A 14,001-nucleotide genomic window follows, 5' to 3' on the forward strand; every position below is an offset into this window, starting at 1 on the left:
CGCCGGCTCAAACGTATTTTTGAAACATTCCTTCTGTGGTGTTGTGTATCGCTGCGAAGGAGGCGAAGGCCATGCGAAAAACACTGAGGATCTGTACTACGGCGAAATCCGGCCCCACAACCGGGAGATCAATATGGACTCCAAGCTGGAGAAAGCCATGGGCCGGGCGGAGGAGTGCGAGTAGAAACTCACCATCCTGTTGGAGAGGGAGGCTAAGGCCTTCCTGCTGGGGCTGATCGGCGCGGGCAATGAAGGCAGCAGCTCCCTAGCCCTGGAGCATTTCATCCGGGGTTTTCCGACTGGGGATGAAGCTGGCTGTGGAGGGCCTGGATGAGGTGGAGGGGGGTGGATAGAGCATGAGCAAGCGCAGGGCCAATGGGGAGGGCAACCTCCGCAAGCGGAAAGGCGGCCAAGGTTGGCCGATACACCGTGTTCCAGTGGATGGAGGAATGGTTTGAGCACTACGCCAAGATAAAAGTACGGCCATCCTCCCACCAGACCTACCGTGGGTACATCGACAACCACATCAAGCCCAATATTGGAAGAATCCCGCTGGAAAAGCTCACTTCTCCGGAACTACAGAAGTTCTACAAGAAGCTGCTGGCCAACGGTCGCGTAGACCGATTGGAATCCAGGCACCAGGCCAAAGGGCTGAGCCCCAAGACAGTGCGGAACATCCACCAGATCATCTCCTCTGCGATGAGCTTAGCCAAAGAGCAGAAACTAATCGTCGCCAATCCGGCGGAGGGCTGCGCCCTGCCCAGGCTGGAGCACCGGGAGATGAAAACTCTGCCGGTGGAACAGCTACAGTCCTTCCTGAGAGAGGCAAAAGAAAGCGGTGTGTATGAGCTCTACTACCTGGAGCTGGCCACCGGGCTCCGCCGGGGAGAACTTCTCGGTCTGAACTGGGAAGACATTGATTTGGAGCGGGGCGACCTCCGGGTTAAGCGGCAGATCGCCCGGATCAACGGCGAGGTGGTGGAGCCCCCCTGAAAACGAAAAACGCCTACCGCACCCTGCCGCTGGCAGAGGATACGATAGACGTCCTGAAAGCACAGAGAAAGAAAGCAGGGGGCAGTCCCTGGGCATTCCCCAGCCCCACCGGTAGGCCGATCTCCCCGGACAGCGTGCTGCATATGCTCCACCGGGTGCTGAAACGGGCGGGCCTGCCTAGGGTAAGGTTCCACGATTTAAGGCACACATTTGCCACCCTGGCACTGCAGAACGGGGTGGACGTGAAAACGGTGTCTGGAATGCTGGGACACTTCTCAGCGGGGTTCACCCTGGACACCTACGCTCATGTGACCACGGCCTCCCAGCGGCAGGCGGCCAAGACGATGGGCAGTGTCCTCTCCGGCAGTTTCCAGTCCTGACCGCTCCGAGATCCCGTATGGGTCACGGTTTGGGCCAGACGAAAACGGCAAAAATAATCAGCTCGGAAAAGTGATGAAAACAAAAAGAAACCCGCCAGAATCCACGGATTCTGACGGATTTATGAAACTGAACTTCCAACAGTGGAGACGGTCTGGAACTGACCATTCAAGCCTGCCATTTTCACCAAATTCTTCATCACGTACTAGGCAATTGAGCCATTCTCATTCCGGTATTTGAAATATTCGAGGGCAAAAGTATTGATGGTCGCCAAAATCAAATCAGACGAGCAAAATTGCCATCCTGCCAATTACTTTTTAAGCGCTTTACGGTTCGCTCATTGGCTCTTGATGATTTTTCAAAGACCGCTTTGAATATGGAGAAAATTCATGAATCTTGTAAAGCGGCTAGCCGTTACAAGACGCTGGTACAATACGCTCTGCCAGAACGGCTTACTATCAAACGGGATTCCCAGACTCAAGACGAACTTTACGAAGCCAACGCAAGCCCCAAAGAATTGAAGGGAAGAGAAGATTCCTATAGAAAAAGCGCCGAACTGCTGGCGAGGACAGCTAACGAACTTTGGCAACGTACCGGCGAATCTGACAATTCGCTTTTCTCTGAAGACACCCTTCAGCTGCAAGTTGAGTTTGACAAACTACAGGTAAAAGTTGCTAGAGCAGCCGAATTTTTCGGCAGAGAACCTCCTTTTTCTTCTGCTAATGAGATGAAGATGGCAATACAGGTTTATTACAATGCAGCAGACGAGAACCAGAGTGACCCCATAAAAGTGTACCAACTCGAAAATTCAATCATTTTGCATACAAATTTCTTTGTGGACTGATCATGCTGATGCTAAAAAATGACATAGAAGAAGCAGTCCCTGAAATTCGGAATCAGGCGCTAAAAAGACTGAACTATTCTTCCGCAAAATAGACAACGTCAGATTCACCTGCGTATGCAAGGGGGACCTTTGCGAGAACATGTATGGCTCCGTCCTCATAATGGACGGAAACGGCTCGAGGTCTGACCGTATTCTCAGATGGGGTAAACTGACGGCTTTTCTGATCCGTTTGTGCCCGGTGGACAACACCGCCTTCAGCGAATGACTGAACCATCTGTGGAAAGGATTCTCATACCACAAAAACACAGCCCCGGCTCCACAGAGCCGGGGCTGTGTTTTCCTATGGCAACATTTTGGACAGTACCTCTAGCAGGCAGCAAAAGCAAGATTCATTTGAGCAGCCTGGGGTAATCCGTTGTACCGTTTACTACCCGGTAGATGTAAACTGTGTCCCCGTTCACCCGATAAACTGCGACATACGTGTTCGTCAATACCAGCTTCCGGTAATTTTCTGCCGCCAGCAGAGGATCTGGATGGATCTGACCGATCAGCGGGAAGTCCCGGAGCCGCAAAATTGTCTGTCGGATGGTCTGGTAAATGCCCCGGGCGGACTGAACTCCCACCTGGGTGATGTGGAACTTGATGATCTCCCTGATATCCTGTTCCGCTGGGGCGAGATAGAGCAGCTTATACCTCTTCGTAGGCATGGAACAGTTCCTCCATCCCGGCGTCCAACTCCTCCTGCGTATACGCCGGGTCGCCTCTCAGACGGCTCATCTCCGCCTCGTAGATCTTGTCCCGATGGCGGTACATCTTCTCCCGCTCCTCAAAGGCGGCCATGCTCATAAACACCCCATCATCCTCCCCCTTATTGGTGATGAAGATGGGCTCCCCAGAGACCTTTGCTAATTCAGAGATTGCGGTATAGTCATTCCGAAGTGCGGACGATGGCCTGATTTTCATGCGACTCGCTCCTTATATATCGCTTTATTGATAATATTATATCAAAAGGATACACAACATGCAACAAGGAAGTTGTTGGCGCAAGATAAAATATATTGAAACATATATTTACAATAAAATCTGAATTTAATCAATATAAACGACGGTAAATTCAAATATTGTCCTACTTGTGTGCTTCATCCTGGGCCTGCGGTATCATTGCTATAGCTCGCAAGAGCCGGCGCGTCACCCCATCCACCCACCGGATTGCCTCGGTTTCCGGAGATCGAGAGCAATCCGGCACATGATACAAGGAGGTATCCTTCTATGTGCTACTATTCCCCCATACCTGCGGCCTATTATGGCCCCCCTTACATGCTGGTTCCACCTCAGTATGTGCAACAGGTCACCCAGATCTCGGACGCACTTATCCAGGCCAATTTGAAGAACTGGCAGCTTCAGCAGCAGATGGCACAGCGTCAGATGGCAGAGGAGGCCTACAGCAGTATGGCTGTGTCGAACAACGGGTGCACCTACACGGTGGGCAAGTCAAACAACGCGCTCCTGCTCATGAATGCATCTATCGTGTGGGCCTTCCACGTGATTCCGGAGCCGCTGTTTGACCTTCCGGAGTTTTACTGCATCAGACTATCCTGCATGGAGCGGGTATTGGTTTTGGACGCAGCGCACTACGGATCTGACCGTACCCTGCTCACTGCCTTCCAGGAGTGCCCCGTTGTTGATGTCTGCCTCCGCCGCACAACCAAGATCACAGCCGAGCTGTTGCGCACAGCGGTCTCCAAAGTGGTTCAATGCGTCCGTCTGGACTACTATGCCGGGTGGGGCAGCGCTGGAGATGGCAACCACCACTTTGCCGCCTTCGCTGGCTTTACCACCCATCGGTCAGGCCGGAGAAGCTCGGTACCCGCTGAGCCTGTTCCGCTCCAGAGTTCCGCTGCGGCAACGGCAACAACAGTATCCTGTCCCGGAAGGACCAACCGCTGTTTATCCTGGACGAGTATTGCTCTGCCAGCTCCAAAGCGAATGCGGCCGCCTTTGCTGAGATCCTGATCACGAGGCAGATTACCTGGGAACACCACAGGAAGCAAAGCAGCCTGCCGCTCCCGGCGATGCCGATGATTCTGTCGGATCATGCCTCCTCGTTGAGCTGCATGCCAGAGGCCTTTCTGATGGAGCTGACCCGGGGCAAGTTCGACAGGGAGGCCTGGGTGGGAAAAAGCGGCCTGCTCCAGTACCAGCAGGACTACTTGACAGCCTTTTTGGCCTACACAGAGGCCAATCTGGACACCCTGAAGTCCGCACTGCGGCGGCAAAGCCGGGACGTCTTGACAACGCCGTCTGCAGGATCCCTGAATGAGGCTTGCCGGCAGTTGCTGGGGATTCTGTCCGCCCTCGATGAGTTCCTGGCGGAATTTTACAGGGATACAGACCCGGAAAGCATCCCCTTGATTTGGGAGAGGCAGGAGGAACGATGGGATTGCCTGCTATCCCTGCTGAAGCAGACCTCGGAGCGTGGGCTGGCACATGTGCCCGCAGTCCAGGATTTCATCGATGTGGCCCGTTCGCACCTTCGTGCTGGGCGTTTGACCCTCACTCCCATGTCCGGTGAGAGATGTTCCACCGGGAATCCGTTGGTGTATTACGACCAGGACTTTCTCTGCTTCCCTTCAAATGCGTTCTAGCTTATCTGCCAAGCGATCACCCAGAGCAGGCCGTATGTCCTGTGCGCCTTGAAGAAGGAGGGGCTGCTCGCCGGAGCTCCCGCCAATTCAGAGACCCGGATGACCCGGATCAGCGTCTACAATGTCTATGGTGTGCGGGAGACTGTCTATGTCTACAAGGTCAATCGCAGTGCGTTTGAGGAGTTTGGAAATTCCCTCCAGCTGGAAGGGATGGCAGACGTATGAGAGGACAAGAGCTGAAGCTGCAAACTGGGAGGACCTTCCTCTGGTTCTGAGGATTGAGGGCCTGATGGATCTTCTCAGCATTGGTCGGAATAGCGCCTACACACTGGTCAACTCCGGGACAATCCAGTGTATCCGGGTTGGAAATCTGGTCCGCATCCCACGGCAGTGTGTGATGGACCATCTGAATGTGAAAACCTCGGCGTAAAGGAAAACGAGGGGACGGTCGCCGCAAGGCGACCGTCCCCTCTTAATCCGCCGGACAAAGCGGCGGGATTCAGGTACCCCAAATACGTTAAGATAGGATTTTGCCTGTTAGTTTAGTGGGTGATTGACGGGCCGTCGTGATACCGATAAAATAGATATGCCCATATCACGGCGAAATCGACTCAGCACCCGGAAAGGAGTTATCATGGCACGAAAATCAACTAGAGGTGCACAAGGTTCTGGCTCGATACGGAAGAGACCTGACGGACGTTGGGAGGCCCGGTACACATCCGGCGATAATCCCCAAACGGGGAAGCAGGTGCAGCACTCTATCTATGGGAAAGCGCAGAAAGAGGTTCGGGAAAAACTGCGCTCTATTACTGCAAAGATTGACAAGGGCGTCTATACGGAGCCAATAAGAATCACATTAGGAGAGTGGCTGGATACCTGGCTGAAAGAATATACCGGAAATATGAAGCCACACACCAAGAAGTCCTATGAGGCAACCGCAAAAACCACATCAAGCCAGTACTAGGTAAAGTGCGTATCCAAGAACTGCCCCCGATACACATCCAAAAGTTCATAAATGGACTGACCAACAGTAAGGATAACAGCAAGCCGCTGAATCCCAAAACGGCAAAAAATATCCATGGTGTGCTCCATAGCGCGCTACAGCAGGCCGTTAGGATTGGGTATCTGAGCGCAAATCCTGCTACTATGGCCATTTTACCCAAGCGATCTGCCTCAGAGATTAATCCTTTGAAGGACAAAGAGGTGGCTCAATTCCTAGCAGAGATCAAAGGACATAAATTTGAGTATCTCTACTTGGTAGACCTCTTTACCGGCATTCGGCAGAGTGAGATCATTGGCTGCAGTGGGATGACGTAGACTTCGACCAGGGCTGCGTGACCATACGGCGTCAGTTACAGTTTTTAGGCTCCAAATACGGTGGCTATCAGTTCACGAGCCCTAAAAACAATAAGATCCGACAGATTTATCCCGCAAAATTTGTAATGGATACGCTGCGCCAGCAGAAACGCCGCCAAGCAGAGATGAGGCTATTGGCGGGCCCTGCGTGGTCAAATCCAAATAGTTTGGTATTTACCGATGAGTTTGGAAAGCATCTGAACCACGATCTGGTTTACAGGCACCTGAAACGGCTCTTTATCAAAATGGGCTTGCCAAAACTGAGATTTCACGACCTCCGCCATAGCTATGCAGTGCTCTCCATCCAGGCGGGAGACGATATAAAAACAGTACAAGAGAACCTGGGTCATTACTCCGCCGCATTTACTCTGGATGTCTACGGACACGTCACAGAGCAGATGAAACGCAGTAGCTCAGAGCGAATGGAGCAGTACATCCACATGCTGGATAAGGCGCAATAAGGGTCAAAATAAGGGTCAACGTCGCGCCCAGAAATATTACGTAAATATTTAAGACGCGATTATGCAAAAAACAATAAAAGAAGGCTGCAATTCTTAACAAATTGCAGCCTTCTCTTGAAATGCCAGATCAATCTGGACATTTACAGCCCAAAAGGTCTGGACTTCTGTCCGGCGGCGCTTTTGCGCCGTACAAGCGTTTTCGCCGCAGGTGAAAACCTTGGCGCAGGGCGGATTCACTCCGCCCGAGCATGTAAAAGCGGTCAGGTAGAATAAATTTCGCAAAAATAAAAAGAGACATGGTTTGCAGATCTCTGGTAGAATGAAGTCGCGACACACCATTCGAAAGGAGACAGCAAACCATGTCCGAGAAAATTGTACAGCTAAACGAAGAAGTTATCAAGGGGCAGCTCAAGGAACTTGTACGCGGAAGTGTAGAGGAAACCCTCAACGAGCTGCTGGAGGCTGAGGCAGAGAAATTGACTCAAGCAGCCCGGTACGAGCGTAATGAGCAGCGCCAGGGCTACCGCAGCGGCCACTACAACCGCAACCTCACCACCACTTCCGGGGATGTCACCCTCAAGGTGCCTAAGCTGAAAGGGATCTCCTTTGAAACGGCTATCATTGAGCGGTATCGCCGCCGGGAAAGCAGCGTGGAAGAGGCTCTCATTGAGATGTACCTGGCCGGCGTATCCGTCCGGCGCGTGGAGGACATCACCGAGGCCCTCTGGGGCAGCAAGGTCTCACCCTCCACCATCAGTGAGCTGAACAAGAAAGCGTATGTCCACATTGAGGATTGGCGGAACCGCCCTCTGCAGGGCGGACGCTATCCGTATGTCTATGTGGATGGGATCTACCTGCGCCGTAACTGGGGTGGAGAGTTTGAAAATGTGGCTATTCTGGTGGCGATTGCGGTCAATGAGGACGGATATCGTGAGGTTCTTGGCGCTGCCGAGGGTATGAAGGAGGACAAAGCCAGCTGGGTCAGTTTCTTCCAGTGGCTGCATAGCCGTGGCCTGGATGGCGTGAAGCTCATTGTTGGCGACAAGTGCCTTGGCATGCTGGAAGCTGTGGGAGAAGTGTTTCCTGAGGCCAAATACCAGCGTTGTACCGTCCACTTTTACCGTAATGTGTTCTCGGTCACACCTCGCTCTAAGGTGAAGCTGGTAGCCAAAATGCTCAAGGCGATCCATGCTCAGGAGAGCAAGAAAGCTGCCCGGGAAAAGGCCAAGGCCGTGGTGGAGGAACTGCGCTCCATGAAACTGAAAGAGGCCGCCCAGAAGGTGGAGAATGGCATTGAGGAAACGCTGACCTATTGCGATTTTCCCAGTGAGCACTGGACCCGTATCCGTACCAATAATGTGATTGAGAGGCTGAACCGAGAGATCCGCCGCCGTACCCGTGTGGTTGGCAGCTTCCCGGACGGCAACTCAGCTCTAATGCTGGTTTGTGCCCGGCTGCGCCATGTAGCCGGTACTCAGTGGGGCAACAAGAAGTACATGAACATGAAGCACCTGGAGGCGACCTTGGAGGATGCCTCCATTGCTGGCTGACTTCATTTACGGCAGAGTCTGCGAACTAAAGTGCGAAAAATTCTTGACACGACCTGTAAAAGCAAAGGGTGGAGGCCGTCTCCGGCGGCCAAAACCCAAAAAGAAAGACACGACGTAAGGGTTAAGCCCCATAGGTACACAATGTGAACCTATGGGGCTTAAGCTATGTATGGGGGAAAGAGGCTATGCGATTTTACTCGTATAGCCTCTTTTGCTACAATTGAAGTATTCCTATCAGACACATCTGCACAAAATTTCTTGTTTGACACAATCCCGCTCGTAAGATGCCCGCCGAATATAAATGAGATGAGGGTATATACGCTGTACGTATGAAAGATATGTGATTTTCCCTTGGGCAAATTGATTATCGAGTTTTTCTAATTCCCGATCCGTTTCGCACAACATAGATGTCAAATTAGAACAATATTCGCATAATTTTTCGATATCCGTCATTAGACGATACCTCCTAAAAATGTTATGAGGCGTTAGCCCAGAGAGTATACCTCCACCGCCAACGCCCCATATCTGTTTTGTAGCATATCATACGGTAAGTAGGCTGTCAATATGCTTCACACAAAAATGTTCAGGAGAAATTCTCCTTCAGCAAATCTTTTGCGCGCTGATTGCCTTGCTCAGCAGACTTTTTCAGCCAATATTTTGCTTCTTCCCGGTTACAGGGAACACCTCGTCCATTCAGATAGCAGTATGCTAAGTTGCATTGGCCGACATTATCGCCACGTTCTGCTGCTATGGAATAATACTGCGCCGCTTTCTCTAAATCAGACGGGGTTCCTCGGCCCACCTCATACATCCACCCAAGATTTGTTGGCGCACCACATTGTCCTAATTCTGTAAGTGACACCCATTGTTCAATAGCCATTTCATATGCACTCTGTTTTTCATTGTCATCTGTGCAACCAAAATTTTCGATATTCATGAGCATATATGCGAAATCAAAAACTCTGTTAGGGCACCCATATTTCAGGACTTCTAAGCCCCAAAGTAAACCTTGCACCCAATCTTTTTTAAATGGTTCATCACCATTATAGTAACGTAGAAAGATAGATCCAGCCGCTCTGTAGAATCCAGTCTGGTACGCAGTCAGAAAATGTTGGACCGCAGAGAAGTAATCAATTTCTCCACAAGCATTGTTTAAATCTGTAACACCCAGCGCATATTCTGCGAATATATCCCCCTGTTCTGCAAGTTCCTGGACATATGGTAAAAACTGTTTTACTAATTTTTCATCCGGCGAATCGTAAAACAGAGCATATAGCAAGGAACTAATGCACTCGCCCGAATCATACCCAACTTTTAAATAGTCTTTCGCCAAATTATCATCTTTAATGTAATCTCCATTCTCATAGTATCCATCACACAACAGCCAATAGAGCAGAGCATTTGCTTTCCCATAGCCTGCATCAGATAGCTTTTCTAAGAGCGGACGTACTTCAACGGGATGGTATGTGCGGAACAATTCGGATGCTTCATAAAATAGAGCATCCAAATCTTCGGTATCGTTGCTATCATCCGCATCAGAGTCCGCATTCTCTGGAACAAGCAGTCCTCTGTCACAAGCCTCTCGCAGATTAAACAACATCTCCAAAATAAGATCATAACTGTTAACGGTCATACCCATATCAACAGTCGCTTCTTGGCGGATATACTTTTTCGTCAGTTCCTCGCGCAGCAGCGCCTCGTCCATTCGAATACCCTGCTGACTCAATTCATCTGTAATTGTTTCGACAACATACTGTTCCTCACCGCTTAAAAGTTCCAGTTTCTTCATTCCGCAAAGCGGAATTAGATATGCTTCTGGCATACGGGAAATTTGTAATCCTCCCAAAAGGTGCTGCCTCAAATGGCTATTTTCGTCAATAGATTTGATAAAATCGAAGAGTCCGATATTTGCTTTAGGAGAGATTCCAATGGTACCCATCGCCGTTTTCAGCAACAACAGGTCGGAAGTTGTCCAGTTACCCTTTGTAATGTCGTAAAAATCCCGGACGAGGCATACGATTTTAGTAGTATCATCTAAATCAGTATATTCCACTCCATCAAACAGCTGATACTCAATGGAGTTTTGCCAGTTCAGTAGATTGACATTTCGTTCCAAACGCTCCACACGATTTTCAAGCTGTATTACATCGCTACGGCTCTGCTTGAAAAAAGCCGCAAGGGTAGCGTAAACCTCATTGATTTCCCATTCTATTGCCACCACGGAGGCATTCAACTTATTATTGACGGCAGTAATCAAATCGAAAGTCATCAAATTTTGCTCAGCAAGACGTTGTATAGTTTGCTGCGCTGCATACTGGGCAATCGCTCTATTGTGATTGATCTTGTCCTGAAGTCTTTTATTGCTACCAGTGATCCCCCCGAGTAGCCGCCTCAGTCCCTTTTTTTGTGCAAGCTCCTGCTCATAATTTTCACCCATTGTGAGAGCAGAAACGCTTTCAAATACAAGGCGATTAATCTCCTGTCGATTACTCTTAAAACTGGCAATCATCGATTCAATATTGGTGTCCAGTTCAGTCCGATCCTCTTGATTGAGAAATGCCGGATCAATGATTTTCAGTTCCGTACTCATTTATATGCCCTCTCCTATCCTCCGTATGTTTCAGCATTTGCAACACGTAGCAATTATTCCACATAGACATCTCCCATTGAACTATCAAGTAAGATGCTGATTATAATTTTATTTTCTTGTTTCTCAATACTTACAATGTTCTTATCTTCAAAGCAATACTTGTAACCCGTGTTGAAAATCTTAGGAAGTATTTTATCCGCACACAAAAGGTCATCTGGACTTTCAACTGGATTTTCCAACTTAAAAGATAATTGCACATTATTCATATCAATGTGATTCTTAAATGCAATAATAATCTGTTTTTTCTGTTTCATAATTACGACTCCTTTTTAGCGTATTTGAGTGAGAGAAATAGCATGAAGTACTTTGCAAGTATTTTACCTCGCTTATTCAATTATCTATCCAATAACTTAGTCAACTCATCTTTCATTTTTTCCCGCTCAGAGCGGACTTTTTCAAGGGCGGATTGGAACTGCTTTTCGTCTGAAACCATTCGCTCTAATCTTCTTTCTCCCTGTTTTTGCACTAAATTTATCTGTTTTGCCGCATACATACCTTTGCGGGCCGCATGGAGGGATAGCTCTCGCCCGGTCACCTGTCTGCCAATCTCTACAGGATCAACTTTGGCTGGGGCCTCTGAGGAGAAAATACCTGCCCCGTTGGACGCATCTTCCACCAACACTCCAATTCCACGCACAAACTCTTCATCAGCAGGAAGGTATACCCTGGCACGTCCGCGAATTAACCGCTCAATTTGCTCTCTAACCAAAATATCAGCAAATTGTTCTTGATCAGTGCTTGCGAACATATCCAGAAGGGTTTCCCCTTGCAGAGCGCGCGTCAAATCTTCAAGAATAATATCAATCTCTTCCTGCGTCAACAGGTAATCTTGAGCCTGTTGACAGAAACTGTCTTCTATCATTTTGGTCAATGCGACAGCGTCATCTTCGATGAATTGTCCCACAATAGATCGAGTGGCACTCCCGCCTGCACTTCCGCCAGCCGCGCCTCCGGCCAAAGACACCAAAAAGCCTGCGATATTGCCTGCTCCGGGTGCAATCAAACTCAATACATACTTTCCAGCCAAAACACCTGCGGTTCCGCCTACAATTCCACCAGTTGTTGAAACAACATTTTTGAAAAGCTGCTTTCCTGAGATACGGCCCTGAAAAGCATTACGAATATCCTGAGCGGAAAGAACAGCTATCATTACGCTGGCGGTAATTAGATTTCCGCGAAGCAGCTTGGAAGCGTCATTCATCGCTGCGGCCCCGTAAATATTCGCTCCGCTACGAAGCGAATTTGAGATATACGCCGATGCTTTCGGGCCTATCATTTCCGTAATCTGCTTAGTAGGTGCCATCAACGCTTTAGGTAACGCCGTACGCATCAATTGGGATGTGACTACCGAGTTGATAAAAGCGATTCCACCAATTTGAATTCCTGAATAAAGCGCATTTTCAACGGCAAGGTCGAGGGAGTCTCCCCGCCATATACACTGGGCAAAAGCAATCAGAGTAGATATTCCAAGCGCACTCGCAGAGACAATAGCTCCATTGACGGCATCAAAAGTCAAAGATTCGATTGTGCCAAACTTTACAATATTTAAGGCCTGTTTGTAAGTAAACTGGCCTTTCCGCACCAAGTCCTTTGCATCGGCTGGATTTGTGACGCCTGGAACCTGTCCGCTTCTGATTCTGTTAGCCATGAGTTCAACAGCTTTTTCATACTGATCTGAAGGAACCTCCAACTGCATCGGAGAGCCGTCTAAATTGATATAACGGTACTTTCCTTGATTAAAAGCAGCAGCAACAGAATCAGCGGCTGTTTGACAGTATTTTGTTTGAATACGGATGCCATTGACCAATCGGTCTGCTCCATCTTTGGCATTGTCTCCGCCAACTATAGAAGCATCTTTTCCAGTTAATTTATCGTATAAGTGATTGGCTTGTTCCGCAGCATACCCATGGCCCTGTGCGGCATGGAATTTGTCCATGTGTGTTTGAAAAGCCGCTGAATTCATATCAGAGTTGACCGCACCTGAATATTGTGCTCCTGTTTGCTTATCCTTGTTACGTTTGGTAGAAAACATATCTTCCACAAGGCATCACCCCATCATAAAACTCAACAATTTAATAATAATCCGCCCGCAAGTTTATGTCAATTTTCCTTCTGTAAAATGGCCATATTTCATAGAGCTTTGTATTTTAAGATTCCCCAATAATATGATTATAGCACCGCAGGTGGACAATAATCGTCTCTTTTCACGCCCCCCCTGTTTTTTATACCGCCATTTGCAATTATCCACCATACTTGACAAGGTAGACAATAGTTTTCGTCCCTTACTCCTCGCCTGGCCTTGTTCACCAGCCGGAACGCCTCCCGCCAGCATTGCAGCTCGCTTCCTGGATACTGCCTGCGCAGGTGCTCCAGAGCCGTCTTTCTCGCTTTTGTCACGCCGTCCGGGGAGAGCATCTCCCGCAGGCCCATTTCGTCGGCGGACAGCTTCTCATAGCCGTAGACGCCGAAGGTGTGGCCCAGGATAGAGCGGTCCTTGGCGCTCAGGGAGCGGAACAGCGGTTCCAGCAGTTCCAGGCACACCTTCCGGTAGACGATCTGCTCCGCAGAGGCTCCCTGCCGGTGGGACAGGAGCCGCTCCAGAGGATCACCCTCCTCGTCCTCCTTCTGCAGGTCAAATACAGAGAGAAAATGGGTGTTGTATCCGATTAACCGTGCGGTTTCTGTTTCGGAGATGCCCGTCTGCGCGGCGATCTCCTCCACAGTTTTGACCTCCGTATGGTAAAGCCGCTGGGCCAGACGCACCCGCGCCATCTCGTCCTTGCTCAGGGCCATGACGCCCAGATTGGTCTCCAGATAGCGGTACATCCGTCCACGCAGGAAGGGGTAGAGCCAGGTGGTCACTTTCCCGGCCTCCTCGTCATAGCCGCCGGTCCGTATCCGCTCCCATAGCTCCAGACTCCCCTCCGCGCACAGATCCTCCAGCAATGTCACCGCTGCAGCATCTTTACACCCAAATTTTTTGGCCGCGTCCAGGGCGATGGCCCGGATAAAGTTCTCCAACTGTCCGTAGAGTTGATCAAAGGAACTGGCATCACCAGCCTGAACTCGCCAATACAGCTCCTCATTCGTCACAGACCACCGCCCCCTCTTTCTTCCTGTGGTG

17 protein-coding genes are annotated in these 14,001 nt (G+C 49.8%); 11 read left to right on the top strand and 6 right to left on the bottom strand.

All coding sequences use genetic code 11. The features are described 5' to 3' along the window. Positions 1-43 precede the first annotated feature (43 nt). The 4 genes from B5E42_RS19660 (at position 44) to B5E42_RS12010 (ending at position 2,215) form a co-directional block, all read left to right on the top strand. Positions 44-184 carry a hypothetical protein gene (locus tag B5E42_RS19660; RefSeq protein WP_242967118.1) on the top strand — a complete coding sequence of 47 codons (141 nt, stop codon included), beginning with the start codon at positions 44-46 and terminating at the stop codon, positions 182-184. 191 nt (positions 185-375) lie between these two features. Then, positions 376-993 (top strand): site-specific integrase, encoded by a 618-nt coding sequence (locus B5E42_RS19665; protein WP_242967119.1) that lies wholly within the window; start codon positions 376-378, stop codon positions 991-993. Further along, positions 990-1,373: a site-specific integrase gene (locus tag B5E42_RS19670; RefSeq protein WP_255397028.1), complete on the top strand. Its 384-nt coding sequence runs from the start codon at positions 990-992 to the stop codon at positions 1,371-1,373. Before B5E42_RS19665 ends, B5E42_RS19670 begins: the two co-directional genes overlap by 4 nt. A gap of 374 nt (positions 1,374-1,747) precedes the next feature. Next, a complete protein-coding gene (locus tag B5E42_RS12010) occupies positions 1,748-2,215 on the top strand; it encodes a hypothetical protein (protein ID WP_087239964.1) in 468 nt (155 codons plus the stop codon). Positions 2,216-2,604: 389 nt separating this feature from the next. On the opposite strand, the gene B5E42_RS12015 is transcribed toward B5E42_RS12010, so the two are convergent. Together B5E42_RS12015 and B5E42_RS12020 are read right to left on the bottom strand one after the other, a co-directional pair. Continuing rightward, positions 2,605-2,922 (bottom strand): type II toxin-antitoxin system RelE/ParE family toxin, encoded by a 318-nt coding sequence (locus B5E42_RS12015; RefSeq protein WP_087239966.1) that lies wholly within the window; start codon positions 2,920-2,922, stop codon positions 2,605-2,607. Beyond that, complete coding sequence (locus tag B5E42_RS12020) at positions 2,903-3,178, bottom strand: type II toxin-antitoxin system Phd/YefM family antitoxin (RefSeq protein ID WP_087239968.1); 276 nt, start codon at positions 3,176-3,178, stop codon at positions 2,903-2,905. The genes B5E42_RS12015 and B5E42_RS12020 overlap by 20 nt, the downstream gene beginning before the upstream one ends. Positions 3,179-3,484: 306 nt before the next feature. On the opposite strand from B5E42_RS12020, the gene B5E42_RS12025 reads away from it, so the two are divergent. From B5E42_RS12025 to B5E42_RS12045, 7 genes are all read left to right on the top strand, one after another. After that, entirely contained in the window at positions 3,485-4,228 is a 744-nt protein-coding gene (locus B5E42_RS12025; protein ID WP_087239970.1) for a hypothetical protein, read from the top strand. A 119-nt stretch (positions 4,229-4,347) separates the two neighbouring features. Next, complete coding sequence (locus B5E42_RS12030; RefSeq protein ID WP_141242531.1) at positions 4,348-4,860, top strand: hypothetical protein; 513 nt, start codon at positions 4,348-4,350, stop codon at positions 4,858-4,860. Positions 4,861-5,008: 148 nt separating this feature from the next. Next, positions 5,009-5,290 (top strand): helix-turn-helix domain-containing protein, encoded by a 282-nt coding sequence (locus tag B5E42_RS20050; RefSeq protein ID WP_343214192.1) that lies wholly within the window; start codon positions 5,009-5,011, stop codon positions 5,288-5,290. A 204-nt stretch (positions 5,291-5,494) separates the two neighbouring features. Then, positions 5,495-5,824 carry a hypothetical protein gene (locus tag B5E42_RS19675; RefSeq protein ID WP_242967120.1) on the top strand — a complete coding sequence of 110 codons (330 nt, stop codon included), beginning with the start codon at positions 5,495-5,497 and terminating at the stop codon, positions 5,822-5,824. Between the two features lie 5 nt (positions 5,825-5,829). After that, complete coding sequence (locus tag B5E42_RS19680; protein ID WP_242967121.1) at positions 5,830-6,177, top strand: hypothetical protein; 348 nt, start codon at positions 5,830-5,832, stop codon at positions 6,175-6,177. 17 nt (positions 6,178-6,194) lie between these two features. Beyond that, positions 6,195-6,677 carry a tyrosine-type recombinase/integrase gene (locus B5E42_RS19685; protein WP_242967122.1) on the top strand — a complete coding sequence of 161 codons (483 nt, stop codon included), beginning with the start codon at positions 6,195-6,197 and terminating at the stop codon, positions 6,675-6,677. Between the two features lie 359 nt (positions 6,678-7,036). Continuing rightward, the gene (locus B5E42_RS12045; RefSeq protein WP_087237682.1) at positions 7,037-8,227 is read left to right on the top strand and encodes an IS256 family transposase; all 1,191 of its coding nucleotides are present in this window, start codon (positions 7,037-7,039) and stop codon (positions 8,225-8,227) included. A 583-nt stretch (positions 8,228-8,810) separates the two neighbouring features. Here the strand turns inward: B5E42_RS12045 and B5E42_RS12050 are convergent. The 4 genes from B5E42_RS12050 to B5E42_RS12065 form a co-directional block, all read right to left on the bottom strand. Beyond that, a complete protein-coding gene (locus tag B5E42_RS12050; protein WP_087239974.1) occupies positions 8,811-10,817 on the bottom strand; it encodes a tetratricopeptide repeat protein in 2,007 nt (668 codons plus the stop codon). A 53-nt stretch (positions 10,818-10,870) separates the two neighbouring features. Then, complete coding sequence (locus B5E42_RS12055; RefSeq protein ID WP_087239976.1) at positions 10,871-11,131, bottom strand: hypothetical protein; 261 nt, start codon at positions 11,129-11,131, stop codon at positions 10,871-10,873. Between the two features lie 80 nt (positions 11,132-11,211). Further along, a complete protein-coding gene (locus B5E42_RS12060; RefSeq protein ID WP_141242532.1) occupies positions 11,212-12,918 on the bottom strand; it encodes a hypothetical protein in 1,707 nt (568 codons plus the stop codon). A 128-nt stretch (positions 12,919-13,046) separates the two neighbouring features. Continuing rightward, positions 13,047-13,970: a sigma factor gene (locus B5E42_RS12065; protein WP_087239980.1), complete on the bottom strand. Its 924-nt coding sequence runs from the start codon at positions 13,968-13,970 to the stop codon at positions 13,047-13,049. Positions 13,971-14,001 lie beyond the last annotated feature (31 nt).

Origin of the sequence: Flavonifractor sp. An10 (genome assembly GCF_002161215.1) — a bacterium.
GTDB lineage: Bacteria > Bacillota > Clostridia > Oscillospirales > Oscillospiraceae > Flavonifractor > Flavonifractor avistercoris.

What these genes read in the sequence shown, in the direction of transcription:
- B5E42_RS19665 (WP_242967119.1), top strand. Translation starts at nt 376, where the DNA reads ATGGGGAGGGCAACCTCCGCAAGCGGAAAGGCGGCCAAGGTTGGCCGA.
- B5E42_RS12010 (WP_087239964.1), top strand. Translation starts at nt 1,748, where the DNA reads ATGGAGAAAATTCATGAATCTTGTAAAGCGGCTAGCCGTTACAAGACG.
- B5E42_RS12015 (WP_087239966.1), bottom strand. Translation starts at nt 2,922, where the DNA reads ATGCCTACGAAGAGGTATAAGCTGCTCTATCTCGCCCCAGCGGAACAG.
- B5E42_RS12020 (WP_087239968.1), bottom strand. Translation starts at nt 3,178, where the DNA reads ATGAAAATCAGGCCATCGTCCGCACTTCGGAATGACTATACCGCAATC.
- B5E42_RS12025 (WP_087239970.1), top strand. Translation starts at nt 3,485, where the DNA reads ATGTGCTACTATTCCCCCATACCTGCGGCCTATTATGGCCCCCCTTAC.
- B5E42_RS12030 (WP_141242531.1), top strand. Translation starts at nt 4,348, where the DNA reads ATGGAGCTGACCCGGGGCAAGTTCGACAGGGAGGCCTGGGTGGGAAAA.
- B5E42_RS20050 (WP_343214192.1), top strand. Translation starts at nt 5,009, where the DNA reads ATGTCTACAAGGTCAATCGCAGTGCGTTTGAGGAGTTTGGAAATTCCC.
- B5E42_RS19675 (WP_242967120.1), top strand. Translation starts at nt 5,495, where the DNA reads ATGGCACGAAAATCAACTAGAGGTGCACAAGGTTCTGGCTCGATACGG.
- B5E42_RS12045 (WP_087237682.1), top strand. Translation starts at nt 7,037, where the DNA reads ATGTCCGAGAAAATTGTACAGCTAAACGAAGAAGTTATCAAGGGGCAG.
- B5E42_RS12050 (WP_087239974.1), bottom strand. Translation starts at nt 10,817, where the DNA reads ATGAGTACGGAACTGAAAATCATTGATCCGGCATTTCTCAATCAAGAG.
- B5E42_RS12055 (WP_087239976.1), bottom strand. Translation starts at nt 11,131, where the DNA reads ATGAAACAGAAAAAACAGATTATTATTGCATTTAAGAATCACATTGAT.